This window comes from Aquabacterium sp. (genome assembly GCF_041909175.1).
Taxonomy (GTDB): Bacteria; Pseudomonadota; Gammaproteobacteria; order Burkholderiales; family Burkholderiaceae_C; genus Aquabacterium.
Genome location: NZ_JAYRDZ010000009.1, coordinates 43,596 through 65,293 on the forward strand (window position 1 = coordinate 43,596; position 21,698 = coordinate 65,293).

General features: G+C 61.5%; 22 protein-coding genes. 3 read left to right on the forward strand and 19 right to left on the reverse strand.

The genetic code is table 11. The annotated features are described in order from the left end of the window. Positions 1-167 precede the first annotated feature (167 nt). The 16 genes from ACE3PH_RS13295 to rpsL all read right to left on the reverse strand — a co-directional run bounded on the left by ACE3PH_RS13295 (position 168) and on the right by rpsL (position 10,907). Complete coding sequence (locus ACE3PH_RS13295; RefSeq protein ID WP_374319781.1) at positions 168-677, reverse strand: peroxiredoxin; 510 nt, start codon at positions 675-677, stop codon at positions 168-170. A 119-nt stretch (positions 678-796) separates the two neighbouring features. Beyond that, the gene (rpsQ, locus tag ACE3PH_RS13300; RefSeq protein ID WP_374319784.1) at positions 797-1,066 is read right to left on the reverse strand and encodes a 30S ribosomal protein S17; all 270 of its coding nucleotides are present in this window, start codon (positions 1,064-1,066) and stop codon (positions 797-799) included. Then, positions 1,063-1,263, reverse strand: a complete 201-nt coding sequence (gene rpmC, locus ACE3PH_RS13305) for a 50S ribosomal protein L29 (RefSeq protein WP_374319788.1) — start codon at positions 1,261-1,263, stop codon at positions 1,063-1,065. Before rpmC ends, rpsQ begins: the two co-directional genes overlap by 4 nt. Before the next feature lie 22 nt (positions 1,264-1,285). Then, positions 1,286-1,702, reverse strand: coding sequence for a 50S ribosomal protein L16 (rplP, locus tag ACE3PH_RS13310; protein WP_374319791.1), 417 nt, complete (start codon positions 1,700-1,702; stop codon positions 1,286-1,288). Between the two features lie 2 nt (positions 1,703-1,704). After that, positions 1,705-2,553, reverse strand: coding sequence for a 30S ribosomal protein S3 (gene rpsC / locus ACE3PH_RS13315; RefSeq protein WP_374319794.1), 849 nt, complete (start codon positions 2,551-2,553; stop codon positions 1,705-1,707). An 11-nt stretch (positions 2,554-2,564) separates the two neighbouring features. Then, positions 2,565-2,894 carry a 50S ribosomal protein L22 gene (gene rplV, locus ACE3PH_RS13320; RefSeq protein ID WP_374319797.1) on the reverse strand — a complete coding sequence of 110 codons (330 nt, stop codon included), beginning with the start codon at positions 2,892-2,894 and terminating at the stop codon, positions 2,565-2,567. Between the two features lie 12 nt (positions 2,895-2,906). After that, on the reverse strand, positions 2,907-3,182 hold the full coding sequence (gene rpsS / locus ACE3PH_RS13325; protein ID WP_290728966.1) for a 30S ribosomal protein S19: 276 nt from the start codon (positions 3,180-3,182) through the stop codon (positions 2,907-2,909). 13 nt (positions 3,183-3,195) lie between these two features. Further along, positions 3,196-4,020 carry a 50S ribosomal protein L2 gene (gene rplB, locus ACE3PH_RS13330; RefSeq protein ID WP_374319799.1) on the reverse strand — a complete coding sequence of 275 codons (825 nt, stop codon included), beginning with the start codon at positions 4,018-4,020 and terminating at the stop codon, positions 3,196-3,198. 3 nt (positions 4,021-4,023) lie between these two features. Then, positions 4,024-4,338, reverse strand: a complete 315-nt coding sequence (rplW, locus tag ACE3PH_RS13335) for a 50S ribosomal protein L23 (RefSeq protein ID WP_374319802.1) — start codon at positions 4,336-4,338, stop codon at positions 4,024-4,026. Further along, on the reverse strand, positions 4,335-4,958 hold the full coding sequence (gene rplD / locus ACE3PH_RS13340) for a 50S ribosomal protein L4 (protein ID WP_374319804.1): 624 nt from the start codon (positions 4,956-4,958) through the stop codon (positions 4,335-4,337). The genes rplW and rplD overlap by 4 nt, the downstream gene beginning before the upstream one ends. Continuing rightward, positions 4,958-5,632: a 50S ribosomal protein L3 gene (gene rplC / locus ACE3PH_RS13345; protein ID WP_374319806.1), complete on the reverse strand. Its 675-nt coding sequence runs from the start codon at positions 5,630-5,632 to the stop codon at positions 4,958-4,960. Before rplC ends, rplD begins: the two co-directional genes overlap by 1 nt. 299 nt (positions 5,633-5,931) lie before the next feature. After that, positions 5,932-6,243: a 30S ribosomal protein S10 gene (gene rpsJ, locus ACE3PH_RS13350; RefSeq protein WP_374319808.1), complete on the reverse strand. Its 312-nt coding sequence runs from the start codon at positions 6,241-6,243 to the stop codon at positions 5,932-5,934. A gap of 71 nt (positions 6,244-6,314) precedes the next feature. Then, positions 6,315-7,505 carry an elongation factor Tu gene (gene tuf, locus ACE3PH_RS13355; RefSeq protein WP_374319811.1) on the reverse strand — a complete coding sequence of 397 codons (1,191 nt, stop codon included), beginning with the start codon at positions 7,503-7,505 and terminating at the stop codon, positions 6,315-6,317. 153 nt (positions 7,506-7,658) lie between these two features. Next, on the reverse strand, positions 7,659-9,764 hold the full coding sequence (gene fusA, locus ACE3PH_RS13360) for an elongation factor G (RefSeq protein ID WP_374319814.1): 2,106 nt from the start codon (positions 9,762-9,764) through the stop codon (positions 7,659-7,661). A gap of 96 nt (positions 9,765-9,860) precedes the next feature. Continuing rightward, complete coding sequence (gene rpsG, locus ACE3PH_RS13365; RefSeq protein WP_374319816.1) at positions 9,861-10,331, reverse strand: 30S ribosomal protein S7; 471 nt, start codon at positions 10,329-10,331, stop codon at positions 9,861-9,863. 198 nt (positions 10,332-10,529) lie between these two features. Further along, positions 10,530-10,907: a 30S ribosomal protein S12 gene (rpsL, locus tag ACE3PH_RS13370; protein ID WP_058088974.1), complete on the reverse strand. Its 378-nt coding sequence runs from the start codon at positions 10,905-10,907 to the stop codon at positions 10,530-10,532. Between the two features lie 370 nt (positions 10,908-11,277). Here rpsL and ACE3PH_RS13375 point away from each other — a divergent pair, with 370 nt between their 5' ends. Further along, positions 11,278-11,907 (forward strand): MYXO-CTERM sorting domain-containing protein, encoded by a 630-nt coding sequence (locus ACE3PH_RS13375; RefSeq protein WP_374319818.1) that lies wholly within the window; start codon positions 11,278-11,280, stop codon positions 11,905-11,907. A 25-nt stretch (positions 11,908-11,932) separates the two neighbouring features. Here the strand turns inward: ACE3PH_RS13375 and ACE3PH_RS13380 are convergent, their stop codons facing one another. Then, positions 11,933-14,446 (reverse strand): DEAD/DEAH box helicase, encoded by a 2,514-nt coding sequence (locus tag ACE3PH_RS13380; protein WP_374319821.1) that lies wholly within the window; start codon positions 14,444-14,446, stop codon positions 11,933-11,935. On the opposite strand from ACE3PH_RS13380, the gene ACE3PH_RS13385 reads away from it, so the two are divergent. Next, positions 14,445-14,834: a hypothetical protein gene (locus ACE3PH_RS13385; protein WP_374319823.1), complete on the forward strand. Its 390-nt coding sequence runs from the start codon at positions 14,445-14,447 to the stop codon at positions 14,832-14,834. The genes ACE3PH_RS13380 and ACE3PH_RS13385 overlap by 2 nt on opposite strands. Then, a complete protein-coding gene (locus ACE3PH_RS13390; RefSeq protein ID WP_374319825.1) occupies positions 14,831-16,282 on the forward strand; it encodes an aminoacyl-histidine dipeptidase in 1,452 nt (483 codons plus the stop codon). The genes ACE3PH_RS13385 and ACE3PH_RS13390 overlap by 4 nt, the downstream gene beginning before the upstream one ends. 20 nt (positions 16,283-16,302) lie before the next feature. Here ACE3PH_RS13390 and ACE3PH_RS13395 read toward each other — a convergent pair whose 3' ends face one another. Both ACE3PH_RS13395 and rpoC read right to left on the reverse strand, forming a co-directional pair. Further along, positions 16,303-17,328 carry an RNA methyltransferase gene (locus tag ACE3PH_RS13395; RefSeq protein WP_374320035.1) on the reverse strand — a complete coding sequence of 342 codons (1,026 nt, stop codon included), beginning with the start codon at positions 17,326-17,328 and terminating at the stop codon, positions 16,303-16,305. A gap of 115 nt (positions 17,329-17,443) precedes the next feature. Next, a complete protein-coding gene (rpoC, locus tag ACE3PH_RS13400; RefSeq protein ID WP_374319827.1) occupies positions 17,444-21,691 on the reverse strand; it encodes a DNA-directed RNA polymerase subunit beta' in 4,248 nt (1,415 codons plus the stop codon). Positions 21,692-21,698: the final 7 nt, after the last annotated feature.

The window sequence follows — 21,698 nt, forward strand, 5'->3', positions numbered from 1 at the left end:
TCTGACCAAATGGTCAACTTTTCAGAATCAGCTAAAGCCAGATCCGTGCCAAATGAAAAACGCCCCTGACGGGGCGTTCAAATGGGGTTGCGCTGGCGCGAACGGACCGTACATGCACCAAACTCCGGCATGCACCGGGCTGCTCGCACCAAAGCAAACGGTCAGGCTCAGCCTGCTTGCACCTGTTTGAGCAAGGTCTGTGCGTCGCTCACGGTGTAACCACCACCACCTTCCAGGTTCAATTGCTTGAACACGCCGTCCACGATCAGCGCCGAGTAGCGCTGCGACCGCAGGCCCAAGCCCTTGGCCGTCAGGTCCAGCTCCAACCCCAGGGCCTTGGCGAAGTCGGCAGAGCCATCGGCGAGCATGCGGACCACGCCTTTGGCGCCCGCTTCCCGGCCCCACGCACCCATCACAAAGGCATCGTTGACCGACACGCACCAGATTTCGTCGACGCCAGCGGCACGGAACGCAGCCGCCTCAGCGATGAAACCAGGCAGGTGCTGCGCGGAGCACGTCGGCGTGAACGCCCCCGGCACGGCGAACAAGGCAATCGTCTTGCCTGCAGCGGCTTGCTTCAAGTCGACCGGGTTCGGGCCAATGCTGCAGCCGCCCGTCGGTTCGTCCATGTATTCAAACAACGTGACTGCGGGAACGGCGTCGCCAACCTTGATCATGTGAACTCACTCCTCGTTTTGTCGAGTCAAAAAGAAAAAACCGGCTGCCAGTATGACTGGACAGCCGGTTTGGGCTGGGAAGCGGGGAGGATCACCCCGCCATCACCATGGATTGTCGATCAGACTGCGCGAGCCTTCTCAACCAGGCGGGTCACGGCCCAAGCCTTGGTCTTGGAGACCGGGCGGGTCTCGCTGATCTCGACCACGTCACCGATGTGGAACTCGTTGTTCTCATCGTGAGCGTGGTACTTGCGCGAGTGAGCCACGATCTTGCCGTACAGCTCGTGCTTCGAACGACGCTCGACCAGGACCGTGACGGTCTTGTCGCGAGCATCGCTCACCACGCGACCCACGAGGGTGCGGGTGTTCTTGGTTTGAGCTTCCGTCATTGTGCGGCTCCTTTCTTCTCGGTCAGAATCGTCTTCGCACGAGCGATGTCGCGACGAGTCTTCTTCAGAGCCGAGGTGTCGTTGAGCTGCTGGGTTGCCTTTTGCATGCGCATGTTGAAATGCGCCTTCAGCAGATCCTTGATTTCGGTTTCCAGTGCGGCCACATCCTTGGCGCGCAGTTCAGAGGCTTTCGCCATAACTTTCTCCTTAGCGCCTAGATTAGATGCCGAACTGACGGCCGACGAACGTGGTGCTCAGGGGCAGCTTGGCTGCAGCCAGGGCAAAGGCTTCACGAGCCAGTTCCTCAGGCACACCCTGGATCTCGTAGAGCACCTTACCCGGCTGGATCTCAGCCACGTAGTACTCCACGTTACCCTTACCGTTACCCATACGGACTTCGGCGGGCTTGTTCGAGATCGGCTTGTCGGGGAAGATGCGGATGAAGATCCGGCCACCACGCTTCACGTGACGCGAAATCGCGCGACGTGCAGCTTCGATCTGGCGAGCCGTGATACGACCACGTTCGGTTGCCTTCAGGCCGAAGTCGCCAAAGGACACATCGGCGCCACGGGTGGCAACACCCGTGTTGCGGCCCTTGTGCTCCTTGCGGAACTTGCGACGGTTAGGTTGCAACATGTTTATTCTCCTTTCGCTTCAGCTGCGGGAGCGGCCTTGCGGACACGCTTGGCAGCAGCGTCGGCGGCGGGCTTGTCGCTGCCGTCGGTGGGAGCACCGTCAGCACGCGGGCCACGACCACGCGAGGGGCCACGACGGTCGTTCGGGCGATCACCGCGGGGACCACGGCGATTGCGACGATCGTCTTCACGCTCCTCGCCCTTCAGCACCGGCGATTCACCGTTCGGCAGGCGGTCACCCTTGTAGACCCAGACCTTCACACCGATCACACCGTAGGTGGTGTGGGCTTCAGAGAAGCCATAGTCGATGTCGGCACGCAGGGTGTGCAGGGGCACGCGGCCTTCGCGGTACCACTCGGTACGAGCGATTTCGATACCGTTCAGACGGCCACCGGACATGATCTTGATGCCCTGAGCGCCCAGACGCATCGCGTTCTGCATCGCGCGCTTCATGGCGCGGCGGAACATGATGCGCTTTTCCAGCTGTTGCGTGATCGAATCGGCGATCAGCTGTGCATCGACTTCAGGCTTGCGCACTTCTTCGATGTTCACGGCGACCGGGCAATTCAGACGCTTGGCCAGTTCGAGCTTCAGGTTTTCGATGTCTTCGCCCTTCTTGCCGATCACCACGCCCGGACGAGCCGAGAAAATGGTGATGCGTGCGCTCTTGGCGGGACGCTCGATCAAGATACGCGACACAGCGGCGTTCTTGAGCTTCTTCTTCAGGAATTCACGGACTTCCAGGTCTTCAGCCAGCATTTGGCTGAATTGACGGTTGCTCGCATACCAGCGCGAAGACCAGTTGCGGGTAACAGCCAGGCGGAAGCCGGTTGGGTGGATTTTCTGTCCCATGTTCGCCTCGCTTAGTTGCCCACGGTCACATAGATGTGGCAGGTCGGCTTGCTGATGCGGTTGCCACGGCCCTTTGCACGGGCGGTGAAACGCTTCAGCGTAGCGCCTTGTTCCACATAAATGGTCTTGACCTTCAGTTCATCGATGTCAGCGCCGTCATTGTGTTCGGCATTGGCGATCGCAGATTCCAGTGCCTTCTTGACAATGCCGGCAGCCTTCTTCTGGGTGAACGTCAGGATATTCAGGGCTTGGTCGACCTTCTTGCCACGGATCATGTCTGCAACCAGACGACCCTTGTCAACGGACAGGCGAACACCGCGAACGATTGCTTTGGTTTCCATCGTCGCTGCTCCTTATTTCTTGGCTTTCTTGTCGCCTGGGTGACCCTTGAAAGTACGGGTCAGGGCGAACTCGCCGAGCTTGTGGCCAACCATCTGATCCTGGATGTACACGGGCACGTGCTGCTTGCCGTTGTGCACAGCAATCGTCAGGCCGATGAACTCGGGCAGGATGGTGGAACGACGCGACCAGGTCTTGACGGGCTTCTTGTCTTTTGTTTCGACAGCCTTCTCAACCTTGGCCAGCAGATGATGGTCAACGAAAGGACCTTTTTTCAGAGAACGAGCCATTTCAGCCTACCTCTTACTTCTTGCGACGCGAAACGATGAACGTCTGCGTGCGCTTGTTGGAGCGAGTACGGTAGCCCTTGGTCGGCGTGTTCCACGGCGACACAGGCACCTGGCCTTCGCCGGTACGGCCTTCACCACCACCGTGCGGGTGATCAACCGGGTTCATGGCGGTACCACGGACGGTCGGGCGGATACCCTTCCAGCGGATGGCACCGGCCTTGCCGTATTGACGCAGGCTGTGTTCTTCGTTGCTCACTTCACCCAGGGTGGCGCGGCATTCGATGTGGATCTTGCGAACTTCACCGGAGCGCAGACGAACCTGAGCGTAGGTGCCTTCACGGGCCATCAGCACAGCGGAGGTACCAGCCGAACGAGCGAGCTGACCACCCTTGCCGGGCAGCAGTTCGATGTTGTGGATGGTCGAACCCACGGGAATGTTGCGGATAGGCAGAGCGTTACCAGCCTTGATCGGCGCTTCCGAGCCGCTCACGATGGTGGAACCCACTTCCAGGCCACGGGGAGCGATGATGTAGCGACGTTCACCGTCGGCATAGCACACCAGAGCGATGTGAGCCGTGCGGTTGGGGTCGTACTCGATGCGCTCAACCTTCGCGGGGATGCCGTCCTTGTTGCGCACGAAGTCCACCACGCGGTAGTGGTGCTTGTGACCACCGCCCTTGTGGCGCACGGTGATGTGACCGTTGTTGTTACGGCCGGAATTTTGCTTTTGGGGTTCCAGCAGCGAAGCTTCCGGAGCGCCCTTGTGCAGGTGCTTGTGCACCACCTTCACCACGGCACGGCGGCCAGGCGAGGTCGGTTTGACTTTTACGACAGCCATGATTTAAGCAGCCTCCCCGGAGAAGTTCAGCTCTTGACCGTCCTTCAGTGCCACGAAGGCCTTCTTGACATGGTCACGGCGGCCCAGACGGCCACCAAAGCGCTTGATCTTGCCCTTTTGGTTCAGGACTTGAACCGACTTGACTTCAACCTTGAACAGCAGCTCAACAGCAGCCTTGATCTCGGGCTTGGTCGCATCGCGAGCGACTTGGAACACGACCTGATTGCGGGTCTCGGCAGCAGCGGTGGCCTTTTCAGACACGACCGGGGCGCGCAGGACTTGCAGCAGACGGGTTTCATCAAACTTCAGAGTGCTCATTCGAACATCTCCTTGAGCTGGTCGATCGCACCCTTGGTCACCAGCACCTTCTTGTAGTGCACGAGCGACAGGGGATCGGCGTAACGGGGCTCAACCACCAGCACGTTGACCAGGTTGCGCGAAGCGAGGAACAGGTTCTCGTCGATTTCGTCAGCAATCACCAGCACGTGGTCGAGATTCAGGGCCTTCAGCTTGGCAGCCAGCAGCTTGGTCTTGGGCGCATCAACCTTGATCGAGTCGACGACAGCCAGACGACCTTCGCGAGCCAGTTGCGAGAAGATGGCGGCCATACCGGCGCGGTACATCTTCTTGTTGACCTTCTGGCTGAAGTTTTCTTCCGGGCTGTTCGGGAAAATGCGACCACCCCCACGCCACAGCGGCGAGGAAGTCATACCGGCGCGCGCACGACCCGTACCCTTCTGGCGGAAAGGCTTCTTGGTCGAGTGCTTGACCTGTTCACGGTCCTTTTGAGCGCGGGTGCCTTGACGGGCGTTGGCTTGATAAGCCACCACCAGCTGGTGCACCAGGGCTTCGTTGTATTCGCGACCGAACACGGTGTCAGGAGCGTCCACCTTGGTGGTTGCTTGACCTTGTTCGTTCAGGAGCTCGAGCTGGGCCATCAGTTAGCTCCTTTCTTGATCTTCACCTTGACGGCGGGGCGGACGGTGACAAAGCCACCCTTCGCACCGGGCACGGCGCCCTTGACCAGCAGCAGTTGACGAGCTTCGTCAACGCGCACGATGTCGAGGTTCTGGGTCGTCACGGTCTCGTCACCCAGGTGACCAGACATGCGCTTGCCAGGGAACACGCGACCAGGATCCTGGGCCATCGAGATGGAGCCGGGAACGTTGTGCGAACGCGAGTTACCGTGCGAAGCACGTTGCGAACCGAAGTTGTGGCGCTTGATGGTGCCGGTGAAGCCCTTACCGATCGAGGTGCCTTGCACGTCGATCTTTTGGCCAGCCTGGAACAGCGCAGCAGGAGCGATGGTCGCACCAGCTTGGTATTCGGCAGCCACTTCAGGGGTCACGCGGAATTCACGGGTCAACTCACCCGCTTCCACGCCAGCTTTGGCCATATGGCCAGCTTCCGGCTTGGTCACGCGCGATGCTTTGCGCGCACCGAACACCACTTGGAGGGCGGTGTAGCCGTCAGTCTCAACGGTTTTGACCTGGGACACGCGGTTGTTGGACACGTCCAGCACCGTAACGGGCACGGCGTCGCCGTCGTCCGTATAGATGCGCATCATGCCCACCTTGCGGCCCAGCAATCCGAGGCGATTGCTAAGACTCATGGTTTTTCTCCAGCCCCACATGGGGGCCTTTTACACATACCCGACATCGATTGGCCGGGCTGACTGGGCGGCTTGCTCAGTCGTACAGACCTGAACTCACCTACGAATTTCCACCCCAGATGCTCTCACCACCACCATCAATCCAGCAATTTGCTTAAATTTTAGGCAACGACGAAACCACCCACGACGGGAAAGCTCGCGATCATATCAAATAGCGGACGCATACGCAAGCGGCCAATAAAAAACCGCCCGAAGGCGGCTTTCGTGATGACAGGCACCTCTTGCAAGGCGCCGCGCCATCATTGCAGCTTGATTTCGACGTCCACACCTGCGGGCAGGTCCAGCTTCATCAGGGCGTCAACCGTCTTGTCGGTCGGGTCGACGATGTCCATCAGACGTTGGTGCGTGCGGATTTCGAACTGGTCACGCGACGTCTTGTTGACGTGCGGCGAACGCAGGATGTCGAAACGTTGCAGGCGGGTCGGCAGAGGCACGGGGCCCTTGACGATGGCGCCGGTACGCTTGGCGGTATCAACGATTTCAGCGGACGACTGGTCGATCAGCTTGTAATCGAAGGCCTTCAGGCGGATGCGGATCTTCTGTTGTGCCATGACACACTTCCTTTTACTAAAGAACGATGACGCCTGCCGGGCCGAAGCCGCGACAGGCAGTGTCATGCCAATTAAGCGATGATCTTGGCAACCACGCCGGCGCCAACGGTACGGCCACCTTCGCGGATAGCGAAGCGCAGACCTTCTTCCATGGCGATCGGGGCGATCAGCTTGACGGTGATCGACACGTTGTCACCAGGCATCACCATTTCCTTGTCGGCCGGCAGCTCGATCGAGCCGGTCACGTCGGTGGTGCGGAAGTAGAACTGAGGACGGTAGTTGTTGAAGAACGGAGTGTGACGGCCGCCTTCCTCCTTGCTCAGAACGTACACTTCGCCGGTGAAGTTCGTGTGCGGGGTGATCGAACCGGGCTTGGCCAGCACTTGACCACGCTCGACTTCTTCACGCTTCGTGCCGCGCAGCAGGATACCCACGTTGTCGCCAGCTTGACCTTGGTCCAGCAGCTTGCGGAACATTTCCACGCCCGTGCAGGTGGTCTTCTGGGTCGGCTTGATACCCACGATTTCGATTTCTTCGCCGACCTTGATGATGCCGCGCTCCACACGACCGGTCACCACGGTGCCACGGCCAGAGATCGAGAACACGTCTTCCACAGGCATCAGGAAAGCACCGTCCACAGCGCGCTCAGGCGTCGGGATGTAGGTGTCCAGTGCGTCAGCCAGCTTCATGATGGCTTGTTCGCCCAGCTCGCCCGTGTCGCCTTCCAGCGCCAGCTTAGCCGAACCCTTGATGATCGGGGTGTCGTCGCCGGGGAAGTCGTACTTGGACAGCAGCTCGCGCACTTCCATTTCCACCAGTTCCAGCAGCTCGGCGTCGTCCACCATGTCAGCCTTGTTCAGGAAGACGATGATGTAAGGCACGCCCACCTGGCGGGACAGCAGGATGTGTTCACGGGTCTGAGGCATCGGGCCGTCAGCAGCGGAACAAACCAGGATAGCGCCGTCCATCTGAGCAGCGCCAGTGATCATGTTCTTCACATAGTCGGCGTGGCCCGGGCAGTCAACGTGAGCGTAGTGGCGGTTAGCCGTTTCGTACTCAACGTGAGCCGTGTTGATGGTGATGCCGCGCGCCTTTTCTTCAGGAGCCGCGTCGATCTGGTCGTAAGCCTTGGCTTGACCGCCAAACTTCTTCGACAGAACGGTCGTGATAGCAGCCGTCAGAGTGGTCTTGCCGTGGTCAACGTGACCGATGGTGCCCACGTTCACGTGCGGCTTGGTCCGTTCGAACTTTTCCTTGGACATTTGTTTCTCCAAACAAAGAACAGTGGCCCGTGCAGGTTTAAGGTTTCCGGCAGAGACATGCCACGGGCAGCATGCCAACCCCAAAGGGGCGCCAAAGACCGACAGAAGGAGGAAAGCCCCGGATCTTACACCGGGGCTTCACCGGTTCAGCAATTACTTGCCGCGAGCGGTGATGATGGCCTCGGCCACGTTACGAGGTGCTTCAGCGTATTGCTTGAATTCCATCGTGTAGGTGGCGCGACCTTGGGTAGCGGAACGCAGGCTGGTCGAGTAGCCGAACATTTCCGACAACGGCACTTCGGCCTTGATGACCTTGCCACCGCCGACCATGTCGTCCATGCCTTGAACCATGCCGCGACGCGAGGACAGATCGCCCATCACGGTACCAGCGTAGTCTTCAGGCGTTTCGACTTCCACGGCCATCATGGGCTCGAGGATCACAGGATCAGCCTTGCGGCATGCGTCCTTGAAGCCCATCGAAGCGGCCATCTTGAAGGCGTTTTCGTTCGAGTCCACATCGTGGTAGGAACCGAAGGTCAGACGCACGCGGACGTCCACCACAGGGTAGCCAGCCAGCACGCCGTTCGGCAGCGTGTCGATGATGCCCTTTTCCACCGCGGGGATGTATTCGCGAGGAACCACACCACCCTTGATTTCGTCGCAGAACTCGAAGCCCTTGCCACCGGGTTCCAGGGGCTCCACGGTCAGCACAACGTGACCGTATTGACCCTTACCACCGGACTGACGCACGAACTTGCCGTCGACGTCGGTGACCTTCTTGCGGATGGTTTCGCGGTAAGCCACTTGAGGCTTGCCCACGTTGGCTTCCACACCGAATTCACGCTTCATGCGGTCAACGATGATTTCCAGGTGGAGCTCACCCATACCGGCAATGATGGTCTGACCGGATTCTTCATCGGTCTTCACGCGGAAGGACGGATCTTCTGCAGCCAGGCGGTTCAGGGCGATACCCATCTTTTCCTGGTCAGCCTTGGTCTTGGGTTCCACGGCCTGTGCGATCACGGGCTCAGGGAAGACCATCTTTTCCAGGGTGATGATGGCATCGGGATCACACAGCGTTTCGCCGGTGGTCACGTCCTTCAAGCCCACGCAAGCAGCGATGTCGCCGGCCAGAATTTCCTTGATTTCTTCACGCTCGTTAGCGTGCATCTGCAGGATACGGCCGATACGCTCTTTCTTGCCCTTGATCGGGTTGTAGACAGAGTCGCCCGAGTTCAGCACGCCGGAGTACACGCGCACGAAAGTCAGCTGGCCGACGTACGGGTCGGTCATCAGCTTGAATGCCAGCGCGGCGAACTTCTCGGAGTCGTCAGCCTTGCGGGTAGCAGGCTGATCGTCTTCATCGGTGCCAGACACGGGAGGGATGTCCACGGGCGAAGGCAGGTAGTCGATGACGGCGTCGAGCATGCGTTGCACGCCCTTGTTCTTGAAGGCGGTGCCGCACAGCATCGGTTGAATTTCAACGTTGATGGTGCGGGTACGCAGCGCCAACTTGATTTCGTCCTCAGTCAGTTCACCTTCTTCAAGGTACTTGTTCATCAGCTCTTCAGAAGCTTCAGCAGCGGCCTCGATCATGTTCTCGCGCCACTTCTTGGCATCTTCCACCAGCTCGGCGGGGATGTCTTCGAAGGTGAACTTCATGCCTTGCGAGGCTTCGTCCCAAATGATGGCCTTCATCTTCAGGAGGTCAACGACGCCCTTGAAGTTGTCTTCGGCACCAATGGGGATCACCACGGGCACAGGGTTGGCCTTCAGGCGGGTCTTCATCTGGTCGTAGACCTTGAAGAAGTTGGCACCGGTACGGTCCATCTTGTTCACGAAGGCCAGACGAGGCACCTTGTACTTGTTAGCCTGACGCCACACGGTTTCAGACTGAGGCTGCACGCCGCCCACGGCACAGTACACCATGCAGGCACCGTCCAGCACGCGCATGGAACGTTCGACTTCAATGGTGAAGTCCACGTGCCCCGGGGTGTCGATGATGTTGAAGCGGTGCTCGGGGTAGGACATGTCCATGCCCTTCCAGAAGCAGGTCGTGGCAGCCGACGTGATCGTGATGCCGCGCTCTTGTTCCTGCTCCATCCAGTCCATGGTGGCAGCACCTTCGTGCACTTCACCGATCTTGTGGTTCACACCGGTGTAGTACAGGATACGCTCGGTCGTGGTGGTCTTGCCGGCGTCAATGTGGGCCGAGATACCGATATTGCGGTAGCGCTCGATCGGGGTCTTGCGTGCCATAAGGTCACTCCAGATTTGACAGGGCGCCGGGGGCTGCAACACCCCCTGCGCCAGATGGCAGCCGAAGCTGCCGTTGGTGGTTGATGAACCGGATGCTTAGAAGCGGAAGTGCGAGAAGGCCTTGTTGGCTTCAGCCATACGGTGCACTTCATCGCGCTTCTTCATCGCACCGCCGCGACCTTCAGCGGCTTCCAGGATTTCGTTGGCCAGACGCTGGGCCATCGACTTCTCGGAACGCTTGCGCGACGATTCCTTCAGCCAGCGCATGGCCAGGGCCATACGACGAGCGGGGCGAACTTCAACGGGAACCTGGTAGTTCGCGCCACCCACGCGGCGGGATTTCACTTCCACCACGGGCTTGACGTTGTTCAGAGCGGAGTTGAAGACTTCCAGCGGGTCCTTGCCGGCCTTCTTTTCGACTTGTTCCAGAGCGCCATAGATGATGCGCTCGGCAACAGCCTTCTTGCCGGATTCCATGATCACGTTCATGAACTTGGACAGGTCAACCGAACCGAACTTCGGATCGGGCAGGATTTCACGCTTGGGTACTTCGCGACGACGAGGCATTTCGATTCCTTTCAATGCTTCAGTTGATGCAGGCTTTCACCCACATCGCGGAGCCGATCAGTCAAATACGGACTCCACTTACTCGGTAGTTGCCGGACATCCGGATGTCTACCGCCACCTCGGCCTTCTCTATGACAGCTTTCACCCATTTGGTGACGCGCTGATGAAGAGGACCGACTGATTTGTTCCAGAAGGGGATTAGGCCTTCTTCGGGCGCTTCGCGCCGTACTTCGAACGAGATTGCTTGCGGTCCTTGACGCCTTGCAGGTCAAGGGAGCCACGCACGATGTGGTAACGCACACCTGGCAAGTCCTTCACACGACCGCCGCGAACCAGCACGACGCTGTGTTCTTGCAGGTTGTGGCCTTCACCACCGATGTAGGAAATCACTTCGAAACCGTTGGTCAGGCGCACCTTGGCAACCTTACGCAGAGCGGAGTTCGGCTTCTTGGGGGTCGTGGTGTACACGCGGGTGCACACACCACGGCGCTGCGGGCAGTTCTGCATCGCAGGCGACTTGGATTTCGTGACCTCGACCTGACGGCCATGGCGCACGAGCTGGTTGATCGTAGGCATCTTTTGGTTCCCGTTGATAAAAAACACTTGAAAATCAAGCACTTGCAGCGCCCTTGAACGAGAGCACAGAAGTCTTGAAGCCAAGCACAAAACGGCCCTCGCCCGAGCCCATCTCGAAAGCGAAAGCCGAAAAGCCTTCCATTGTAGGGTCGGCGCCGGTGAAAACGCAAGCGCTGCCTGGTTTTGCAGCACCGCAATGGTCCACGAAGGCCAAGGCCCCCGCGGACAAGGGGGGTCAATTCGTGTGCTTCTAGGGTTTGGCACTATTTCATGCCCCCGCCCTCGCCACCATGATTGGCGTTAAAGCAATCACATCAATCGATTGCGCCAAGCCGATGGGCCTGGCGCACCACAGATTCAGGAGGCCCCTGTGTCCTTGTCCAAAAAAATGCTGGCTCCCGCCGTGTTGGCCGCTGCTGCCGTCGCACCTCAGGCACAGGCTGCCACTTTCGATTTCTACGAAAACGGCGGGCCGCTGGTCAGCAGCAACAGCAGCGCACTGAGCTTCTCATCCGGTGGCCTGACGCTGACCGTGACGGCCGCCTCTTCGGGCGGCTCCAGCGCACAAGTGGCCAACCGCTGGGATGGCCTGGGGGTCTACACCGGCGGGCTGGATGCCAGTGATGTGGGCAGCAGCGCCTTCAACAACCCTGGCGATGTGCTCATCCTGACCTTCAGTCAGGCGATTCAGCTCAGCAGCCTGTCCTTTTCTGCATGGGATGGCAGCCTGTTGGGTGACGCCGCCAAGCTGACCTGGGCCAATGGCCTGTATCAAAACCTGACGACGGCCACGACGGGCGGCACCACTCCGACCTTCACCTGGAGTGGCTCGACATCCCCCTCGGGGACGGTCCTGAAGATCCAGGCTACGGGTTCTTTCTCCAGCTTTCGCCTGGCTGGCCTGACGGTCTCCGCCGTGCCGGAATCGCCCGCGATGGCCATGATGGCCCTGGGCCTGGCCGGGCTGGGTGTGGCGGTCCGTCGTCGCCGCGAAGACTGACGCCCGTCTCCCGCGCCCCGAGCACTCATGCCAGGGGCGCGAGCAAGCCAGCCAGGTCCTCCTCCGAGAACTTGGCCAGCGCAGCGCCATCGGCGTCCACGCCCAGGATGCCCTCCGCCAAGCCCTGCTTGCGCTCCTGCAAAGCCAGGATGCGCTGCTCGATGCTGCCCTCGACCACCAGTTGGTACACGGTCACGGGCTGGCTTTGGCCCAGCCGGTGCGCGCGGTCAGTAGCCTGCAGGGCGATCGCCGGGTTCCACCATGGGTCCAGATGGATGACGGTATCGGCCGCCGTGAGGTTGAGGCCCACACCGCCCGCCTTCAGGCTGATCAACAAGACTGCCTCCTGCTCGGCAGATTGAAACCGTTCGACCACATCGGCACGTCCTGCCGGTGGCGTATCGCCCGTCAGTTGCAAAAAGGGCAAGGGCCATTGCGCCATGTCTTCACCGACCAGCTTGAGCATTTCGGTGAATTGTGAAAAGATCAGGATGCGGCGCCCGTCGGCCACCAGTGCTGGCAGGTTCTCCCGCAACCATGCGAGCTTGGCGCGTTCAATTTGGGGATGCAGCGCCACATCCTTGACCAGCCAGGGGTCGCAGCAGACCTGACGCAGGCGCAGCAAGGCGTCGAGCACGGTGATCATGCCGCCTCGCAGTCCCGTGGTCTGCAACACACGGCGCACCTGCTTGTCTGCGGCCACTCGCACGCTTTCGTACAAGGCTTTTTGCCGCCCTTCCAGACCCAGCAGCTGGATGGCTTCGGTCTTGGGTGGCAGCTCGGTTGCCACATCGGCCTTGCGCCGACGCAGGATGAAGGGGCGTACACGCTGCGCCAGGCAGGCGGCGCGCACCGTTTCACCACGCTTTTCGATCGGCTCGCGCCAGGTGCGCTGAAAAGCGCGCCAGTCGCCCAGAAACCCGGGCATCAGGAAATCGAATTGGGCCCACAACTCGCCCAGGTGGTTTTCAAGCGGCGTACCAGTCAGGCAAAGCCGATAGCGGGCTTGCAGACGCCGCACGGCGGTCGCACCCCGGCTGGTGGCGTTCTTGACCATCTGCGCCTCATCGAGGATCAGCATGTGGAAGGGATGTGCGGCCAGCGCATCGATGTCGCGCCACAACAGGGGATAGGTGGTGAGCACCACGTCAGCCTGAGGCATCTCGGCAAAGCGGCGGTGACGTGCCGGGCCCTGCAGCACCAGCAACCGCAACGAAGGTGCCATGCGACGACATTCGGCCACCCAGTTGAAGACCAGCGAGGTCGGCATGACGATCAGCGCGGGCCGGTCCAGGCGGCCCGCCTGTTGCTCGACCAGCAGGTGCGCCAGGGCCTGTGCAGTTTTGCCCAGCCCCATGTCGTCGGCCAGAATCCCGCCGAGCTGGTGTGCACGCAGGTACTGCAGCCAGGCCAGGCCCTGGAGCTGATATGGGCGCAGCGTGACCTGCAGACCTGCTGGCTGAGGCATGGCGTCCAGCGCAGGGGACGCGCGCAGTCGGCTGACCAGGTCGCTCAGACCGGTGTCACCCCGAAGTTGCCAGGCACCCGCCACCCCGGCACGCTCGGCTTGGGTTGATCGAAGGCGATCACGCAAGGCCTCGATACGCAGCGTATCCCAGCCGTGCAGTTCGATGGCCTCGTCCGGCGCACGCCTGGGGTCGGACAACAGGTCGATCATCGTCCCGACGATGGCTTTCAATGGGGCCGCTGGCGCATCAATGCGCTTGCCACCCGGCGCGCGCAGGCGGATCAGGGCCTCGTCGTCGATCTCGCGGATGGCCCAGGCATCGAGCCACCGGCGATCTCGTTTGAGCAAGTCGGCGATCATCGGCGCGAGGTCGAGCCGCTGGCCGTCCACCTCGACACCCAGGGTCAACAACCAGGAGCCTTGTCGGCGCGGGGCGCCCAATGGCTGCACTGCTGCCACAGGCAAAGGCAGCCAGTCGGCGATCGCACGTGAGACGTCGTCGCCATCAGATGGAGAGACCTGCGCAGGATGGGCCTCGATGTGCCACGCCGTGACCGGCACACTCTGGTGCGCAAAGCCGCGGCGCACGGCCACATGCCAGCCCAGTCGCTGCAACACCGGCACCTGCTCGGCCCACAGGTCTGCAAAGGCGTCTTCCTGCGTGAGACTCCACAGCACGGGCTGATCGCCCAGCAGGTCTGCCGCCAGCATCGGACTGCGCCATTGCAGCAGATCTGCCGGCAGGGGTTGCAATCCTGTGTCTCTGAGTTGGGACAGGGCCTCTGCCTCGGCCTCCCAATCCCGCGGCAAGGGGTGACTCGCGCCCTGGGCATCCTGCAAGACGATGGGAGCCGGGGCTCGCGCGCTCAGAATCGACTGCGGCGCCACCACCGACCAGAACAGGCCATGGTCACCCACATAGGTCCAGTCCACCCGTGCGACCGATACCTCGCCACCACGCGGGCCGAAGGCCCCTTCGCCCCGCATGCCCAGCAGGCCATCACCCCGGTTGAGCGTCTGGAGTGTCAGTCGGGGACGAAAATGCAGGGTGAAGCCAGCCTCTTGAGACATGCCGACATTGTCGCTGCTTGGGGCGGCCGACCAAATGCAGTACAACCACACCATGTCCGACGAATACCAGATCGAGATTCCGCCCTCCTTCATGGCGCTCTACACCGATCGCCGCCACAGGCTGACCACCAGCGTCGCCCACCTGCGCGCCCGCTACGATGTCTGCGAGGACCTGGCCAACCACCTCACGGACCATTGCCGCCACATCCACGTCGACATTGGCGTGGACGAGCAGGACGTGCTGCACCGCTGCCTCAGCGGCCTGCAGACACCAGACTCCGGGGTATCCGATGCAGAAGCCATCTGGATCGTCACCCGGCTTGCCGAGTTGCTGGCCTGGCCCGCCCCCGATTTCAGCCCCCCCTCGGAGGAGGGCCTTCAACCATGACAGAACTGAACCCCGCCATCGTCTGGCGTCATTTCGACACGCTGTGCCGGATTCCCCGGCCATCCAGGCATGAAGCCGCGCTGCGCGAACACCTGCAGCAATGGGCGATGTCTCGCGGCTTGTCGACCGAGGTCGATGGCATCGGCAATCTGCTGATTCGCAAACCCGGCCAGCACGGTGGTGAGCACGCGGCCACCCTGGTGCTGCAAGGCCACCTGGACATGGTCTGCCAGAGCAATGAAGGTGTCCAGCACGACTTTCTGCAAGACCCCATTCAAACCACGCTGGAAGGCGATTGGCTGCGTGCGCCAGGCACCACCCTGGGCGCAGACAACGGCATCGGCGTGGCCTTGTGCCTGGCCTTGCTGGAAGACGCCGAGACATCGCACGGCCCCCTGGAAGTGCTGCTCACCGTGGACGAAGAAGCCGGCATGGGCGGCGCCCATGGCCTGCAGCCAGGCTGGCTCACGGGCAAGATCATGCTCAACCTCGACACCGAGGAGTGGGGCGAGTTCTACCTTGGCTGCGCCGGTGGGCTGGATGTGTACGCCAGCCGGCATGCGGCAGCGGATGCCGTGCCGGCAGGCTGGGTCACGCAACAGATCCGGCTGACCGGACTGCGCGGAGGCCACTCCGGCGTCAACATCCATGAAGAGCGCGGCAACGCGATCAAATTGCTGGTGCGGGTGCTGTATCAACTCGAACGGGACACCGGTCTGCGCTGGGCCCACCTGCGGGGCGGCAGCGCCCGCAATGCCCTGCCGCGGGAGGCCTTTGCCACGGTGGCATTGCCGGCCGAACAGCAATGCGCCCTGCTGGCCGGCATCGACCAGTGGCAGACCACGTTGTGCGCGGAGCTAGGCGACGTCGAGCCCCAGTTGCAGCTGCGCTGCGTCCCCACCGATGCGGCGAGCGCCTTGCTGCCGCCCAGCGAACAGCGCATCTGGTCGCGCAGCTTGCTCGCGGCCCCGCACGGTGTGCACCGCATGAGCCAGAAAGTGGCCGGCGTGGTCGAAACCTCGAACAACCTGGGCATGCTGGACATCCGACCAGAAGGTGGAGAGGTCAACTTCATGGTGCGCTCGCTGGTCGACAGCGCCGCCCAAGCCCTGGGCGATGAGATCGAGGCACTCTGGTCACTGAGCAGCAGCCAGGTGCGCATCGAAGGCCATTACCCTGGGTGGGCACCCAACCCGGCCTCGCCCCTGCTGGCCGTGTGCCAGGAGGTCTACCAGCAGCAGACAGGCAAATCGTCCAAGGTGCAGGTCATCCATGCGGGGCTCGAATGCGGCCTCATCCAGGCACGCTACCCGGACATGGACATCGTGTCCTTCGGACCGACGATCCGAGGCGCGCATGCACCAGGCGAAGCCGTGCACGTCCCGTCGGTGGCTGACTGCTGGACCTTGCTGCAGGCCATCGCCCGCCGGCTCGCCGAGGTGAACTGACGCGACGCCCGGGTGGCTTGCTATGGCGCTCGGCGGTGCACGCGCACAGGGGCCTCGGCACGTGCGCGCAGCTGGCCGCAGCCGCCGTCGACATCCTGGCCCGCGGAGTGCCGCAGCTTGGTGAGGATGCCCTGCCGGTGCAGGATGCGCGCAATCTCGGCGGCCTTCTCCCAGGACGGGCGGGCGTAGGGCAAGGCCTCGACCGCGTTATAGGGAATCATGTTCATCAGCGCGTACTTGCCCTTGAGCAAACGCACGATGCCCTCCAGCTCATCGGGACCGTCGTTGACCCCTTCGATCAAAGTCCACTGGTATTGGATCGGGTAGCCGGTGGCGCGCGCGTAGTGCTCCGCCAAATCGACCAGCTCGACCGGGTCCATGCGGGGCGCGCGCGGCAGCAACTCGGCGCGCAGGTCAGGCTTTGTGGTGTGCAGGGACACCGCCAGCGCCGGCTTGACCCGCCCCTGCGGCAGACGCTCAAATACCCGAGGATCTCCCACTGTGGAGAACACCAGGTTCTTGTGGCCGATGTTGCCGACCGTACCGAGCAGATCGATGGCTTCCAGGACGTTGTCCAGATTATGGGAGGGCTCACCCATGCCCATGAACACGACCTTCTTCACCGGCCGGCGGGTGCGAGCCAGTGCGACCTGCGCCACGATCTCGGCACTGCCCACCTGCCGGATCAACCCTTCCTTGCCGGTCATGCAGAACACGCAACCGACCGCACACCCGACCTGAGTCGACACACACAGGCCATCTCGCGGCAGCAGCACGCTCTCCACCATCTGACCATCGGACAGAGCCAGCAAGAGGCGGGCAGAGCCGTCTTCACCCGGATGCTCGGAGTGCAGGCGTGCCAGCCCGGCCAGCTCCTGCATCAGGGCAGGCAGATCATCGCGGACGGCCAGCGGCAGGAAATCTTCCGCACGGCGACGCCCGACCTCCATGGGAATGGCCTGCACCCAATGGCGCAGCACGCGCTGTTCGTGCACGGGTTTGGCGCCCTGCTCGCGCAGGCGCTGGCGGATGGTCTCGATGCGCATCATGGGCACTCGCGGGGCAGCAAAGGCTTCTCACTTCTACAAGAAAAAAGCGCCAGGGCCTTTCGACTCTGGCGCTTCGTGCTGAACGACGGGTCGTCAGCCGATGGCAGCTGCCTTATTCAGCAGCGGGGCCACCTTGTTCAGCCGGTGCGGCATCCGCTTCGCTGTCGTCCAGTGCTGCCAGCTCGAGAGCGGCACGCTCCTGGGCTTCCTGCATGGCGATGGCGCGGCGTTCGGTGTCGTCCATTTCCTCCTTGGCACGGCGAGCCTGGTGATAGGCCAGACCGGTACCAGCGGGGATCAGACGACCCACGATGACGTTTTCCTTCAAGCCACGCAGCTCGTCGCGCTTGCCCATGATGGCAGCCTCGGTGAGCACGCGGGTCGTTTCCTGGAAGGACGCAGCCGAGATGAACGAGTCGGTCGACAGCGAGGCCTTCGTGATACCCAGCAGCACGTCGCTGTAGGTGGCCACGGTCTTGCCTTCGGAACGCAGGCGGTCGTTCGTGTCGAGCAGCTCGGAACGTTCGACCTGTTCGCCAGGGATGTAGGTCGAGTCGCCGGCATTGGTGATCTGCACACGACGCAGCATCTGGCGAACGATCACCTCGATGTGCTTGTCGTTGATCTTCACACCTTGCAGACGGTACACGTCCTGCACTTCGTCCACGATGTAGCGAGCCAGCTCTTCGATACCCAGCAGACGCAGGATGTCTTGAGGATCGGCCGGACCGTCGACGATCAGTTCGCCCTTGTTGACCACCTGGCCTTCGTGCACCAGGATGTTCTTTTCCTTGGGCACCAGCTCTTCCCAGACCTGACCTTCAGGGCTGGTGATCTGCAGGCGAACCTTACCCTTCGTTTCCTTACCGAAGGACACGGTACCGGTGATCTCGGCCAGTGCACCCTTGTCCTTGGGCGAGCGGGCTTCGAACAGTTCGGCCACACGAGGCAGACCGCCGGTGATGTCGCGGGTCTTCTGACCTTCGATAGGAATACGAGCCAGCACTTCACCGGGGTGCAGTTCCTGACCATCGCGAATCTGGATCAGCGCGCCAACCTGGAAGCCGATGGTCACCGAGTGGTCGGTGCCAGGGATCTTCACCTCGTTGCCATTCGCATCGAGCAGCTTCACTTGCGGACGCACGACCTTGGCAGCACCACGGCGCTTCGGATCGATCACGACCAGGGTCGACAGACCGGTCACTTCGTCCACCTGCTTGGCCACGGTCACGCCTTCTTCGACGTTCTCGAACTTGGCCACACCGGCGAATTCGGTGATGATCGGACGGGTCAGCGGATCCCAGTTGGCCAGCACGGTACCAGCCTTGATGGTCTGGTCAGCCTTGATGGTCAGGATCGCGCCGTACGGCACCTTGTGACGCTCACGCTCGCGGCCGTGCTGGTCGGAGATGACGATTTCGCCAGAACGCGAAATCACCACCAGTTCGCCCTTGCCGTTGGTCACGTAACGCATCGTGGCATTGAAGCCGATGATGCCGTCCGACTTGGCTTCCACGCTCGAAGCGATGGCGGCACGCGAAGCAGCACCACCAATGTGGAAGGTACGCATGGTCAGCTGGGTACCGGGTTCACCGATCGACTGCGCGGCGATCACGCCCACAGCTTCGCCGGTGTTCACCAGACCACCGCGACCCAGGTCACGGCCATAGCACTTGGCGCACAGACCGTAGCGGGTACCGCAGGTCAGCGGCGTACGCACCTTGACTTCGTCGACACCGGCTGCTTCCAGCAGATCCAGTGCGTCTTCGTCGAGCATGCGACCGGCCGGCAGGACCAGTTGCTGGTTCTCGGGGTGCAGCACGTCGGTGGCGGCCACGCGGCCCAGCACGCGGTCGCGCAGCGATTCGATCACTTCACCGCCTTCGACCAGTGCGCGGGTCGGGATACCTTGATCGGTACCGCAATCGTCTTCGGTCACGACCAGATCCTGCGTCACGTCGACCAGACGACGGGTCAGGTAACCGGAGTTCGCGGTCTTCAACGCCGTATCCGCCAGACCCTTACGGGCACCGTGGGTGGAGATGAAGTACTGCAGAACGTTCAGACCTTCACGGAAGTTCGCGGTAATCGGTGTCTCGATGATGGAGCCGTCAGGCTTGGCCATCAGACCCCGCATACCGGCCAGCTGACGGATCTGCGCGGCAGAACCCCGGGCGCCCGAGTCAGCCATCATGTAAATCGAGTTGAACGATTCCTGATCGACTTCCTTGCCGTTGCGGTCGAGGACCTTCTGCTTGGCCAGCTGGGACATCATGACCTTGCCGACTTCGTCGCCGGTCTTGCCCCAGATGTCCACCACCTTGTTGTAGCGTTCGCCAGCGGTCACCAGACCGGAGACGTACTGCTGTTCGATTTCCTTGACTTCCTTTTCGGCGCGGTCGATCAGGTTCACCTTCTCGGCCGGCACCAGCATGTCGTCGATGGCGATCGAGATACCGGCGCGCGTGGCCAGACGGAAGCCGTTTTGCAGCAGCTTGTCAGCCAGCACCACGGTTTCCTTCAGACCGCACTTGCGGAACGAGGTGTTGATCAGACGCGAGATTTCCTTCTTCTTCAGCGCCTTGTTGATGTTGCTGAAGGGCAGGCCCTTGGGCAGGATCTCGGACAGCAGCGCACGCCCCACGGTGGTTGACACCAGCTTGGTCTCGGGCTCGAACTCGCCGGTTTCCTTGTTCTTCGACCACTCGGTCATCCGAACATTGATACGGGCGGTGATTTCCACCACACCAGCGTCCAGCGCGCGTTGCAGCTCCAGCAGGTCGGAGAAGACCATGCCTTCGCCCTTGCCGTTGATGCGCTCGCGGGTGGCGTAGTACAGACCCAGCACCACGTCTTGAGACGGCACGATGGAGGGTTCGCCGTTGGCCGGGAACAGCACGTTGTTGGAGGCCAGCATCAGGGTGCGGGCTTCCATCTGTGCTTCGATGGACAGCGGCACGTGAACGGCCATCTGGTCACCGTCGAAGTCGGCGTTGAAGGCCGCGCAAACCAGCGGGTGCAGCTGAATGGCCTTGCCTTCGATCAGCACGGGCTCGAACGCCTGGATGCCCAAACGGTGCAGCGTAGGCGCACGGTTCAGCATCACGGGGTGTTCCTTGATGACCTCTTCCAGGATGTCCCACACCACGGGGGTACCCGCTTCGACTTCCTTCTTGGCAGCCTTGATGGTCGTGGCGATGCCCATCGCTTCGAGACGAGCGAAGATGAAGGGCTTGAACAACTCCAGGGCCATCAGCTTGGGCAGACCGCACTGGTGCAGCTTCAGGGTCGGGCCCACGGTGATCACGGAACGACCGGAGTAGTCGACGCGCTTACCCAGCAAGTTCTGACGGAAACGACCGCTCTTACCCTTGATCATGTCGGCCAGCGACTTCAGGGCACGCTTGTTCGCACCGGTCATGGCCTTGCCACGACGGCCGTTGTCCAGCAGCGAGTCCACGGCTTCCTGCAACATGCGCTTTTCGTTGCGCACGATGATTTCAGGGGCCTTCAACTCCAGCAGACGAGCCAGACGGTTGTTCCGGTTGATGACGCGACGATACAGATCGTTCAGGTCGGAAGTCGCGAAGCGGCCACCATCCAGCGGCACCAGCGGACGCAGGTCCGGCGGCAGCACGGGCAGCACGTCCATCACCATCCACTCGGGCTTGATGCCGGACTTCTTGAAGGCTTCCAGCACCTTCAGGCGCTTGGAGTTCTTCTTGATCTTCAGCTCGGAGCCGGTGGCGTCGTTGCGGATCTTCTCGATTTCGAGGTCGAGGTCCATTTCGGCCAGCAGCTTCTTGACGCCTTCAGCACCCATCAGGGCTTCGAATTCGTCACCGTACTCCAGACGCTTCGCGTCGTAGTCGTCTTCCGACATGATGCTGAACTTCTTCAGCGGGGTCATGCCGGGGTCGATCACCACATATGCCTCGAAGTACAGCACGCGCTCGATGTCGCGCAGCGTCATGTCGAGCACCAGGCCCAGGCGCGACGGCAGCGACTTCAGGAACCAGATGTGGGCACAAGGCGCAGCCAGTTCGATGTGGCCCATGCGGTCACGACGGACCTTGGTCTGGGTCACTTCGACGCCGCACTTCTCACAGATGACACCGCGGTGCTTCAGGCGCTTGTACTTGCCGCACAGGCACTCGTAGTCCTTGATCGGGCCAAAGATCTTGGCGCAGAACAGGCCGTCACGCTCAGGCTTGAACGTACGGTAGTTGATGGTTTCAGGCTTCTTGACCTCACCGAAAGACCACGAACGGATCTTTTCGGGAGAGGCCAGACCAATCTTGATGGCATCGAAATGCTCATCAGGAGTGAATTGCTTGAACAGGTCCAGCAAACCTTTCATGGGGCTC

Bases quoted from the DNA above. Each gene is read 5' to 3' on its own strand.
- ACE3PH_RS13295 (WP_374319781.1), bottom strand. From the start codon at position 677: ATGATCAAGGTTGGCGACGCCGTTCCCGCAGTCACGTTGTTTGAATAC.
- rpsQ (WP_374319784.1), bottom strand. From the start codon at position 1,066: ATGACGGAAGCTCAAACCAAGAACACCCGCACCCTCGTGGGTCGCGTG.
- rpmC (WP_374319788.1), bottom strand. From the start codon at position 1,263: ATGGCGAAAGCCTCTGAACTGCGCGCCAAGGATGTGGCCGCACTGGAA.
- rplP (WP_374319791.1), bottom strand. From the start codon at position 1,702: ATGTTGCAACCTAACCGTCGCAAGTTCCGCAAGGAGCACAAGGGCCGC.
- rpsC (WP_374319794.1), bottom strand. From the start codon at position 2,553: ATGGGACAGAAAATCCACCCAACCGGCTTCCGCCTGGCTGTTACCCGC.
- rplV (WP_374319797.1), bottom strand. From the start codon at position 2,894: ATGGAAACCAAAGCAATCGTTCGCGGTGTTCGCCTGTCCGTTGACAAG.
- rpsS (WP_290728966.1), bottom strand. From the start codon at position 3,182: ATGGCTCGTTCTCTGAAAAAAGGTCCTTTCGTTGACCATCATCTGCTG.
- rplB (WP_374319799.1), bottom strand. From the start codon at position 4,020: ATGGCTGTCGTAAAAGTCAAACCGACCTCGCCTGGCCGCCGTGCCGTG.
- rplW (WP_374319802.1), bottom strand. From the start codon at position 4,338: ATGAGCACTCTGAAGTTTGATGAAACCCGTCTGCTGCAAGTCCTGCGC.
- rplD (WP_374319804.1), bottom strand. From the start codon at position 4,958: ATGGCCCAGCTCGAGCTCCTGAACGAACAAGGTCAAGCAACCACCAAG.
- rplC (WP_374319806.1), bottom strand. From the start codon at position 5,632: ATGAGTCTTAGCAATCGCCTCGGATTGCTGGGCCGCAAGGTGGGCATG.
- rpsJ (WP_374319808.1), bottom strand. From the start codon at position 6,243: ATGGCACAACAGAAGATCCGCATCCGCCTGAAGGCCTTCGATTACAAG.
- tuf (WP_374319811.1), bottom strand. From the start codon at position 7,505: ATGTCCAAGGAAAAGTTCGAACGGACCAAGCCGCACGTGAACGTGGGC.
- fusA (WP_374319814.1), bottom strand. From the start codon at position 9,764: ATGGCACGCAAGACCCCGATCGAGCGCTACCGCAATATCGGTATCTCG.
- rpsG (WP_374319816.1), bottom strand. From the start codon at position 10,331: ATGCCTCGTCGTCGCGAAGTACCCAAGCGTGAAATCCTGCCCGATCCG.
- rpsL (WP_058088974.1), bottom strand. From the start codon at position 10,907: ATGCCTACGATCAACCAGCTCGTGCGCCATGGCCGTCAGGTCGAGGTC.
- ACE3PH_RS13385 (WP_374319823.1), top strand. From the start codon at position 14,445: ATGCCGACATTGTCGCTGCTTGGGGCGGCCGACCAAATGCAGTACAAC.
- ACE3PH_RS13380 (WP_374319821.1), bottom strand. From the start codon at position 14,446: ATGTCTCAAGAGGCTGGCTTCACCCTGCATTTTCGTCCCCGACTGACA.
- ACE3PH_RS13390 (WP_374319825.1), top strand. From the start codon at position 14,831: ATGACAGAACTGAACCCCGCCATCGTCTGGCGTCATTTCGACACGCTG.
- ACE3PH_RS13395 (WP_374320035.1), bottom strand. From the start codon at position 17,328: ATGCGCATCGAGACCATCCGCCAGCGCCTGCGCGAGCAGGGCGCCAAA.
- rpoC (WP_374319827.1), bottom strand. From the start codon at position 21,691: ATGAAAGGTTTGCTGGACCTGTTCAAGCAATTCACTCCTGATGAGCAT.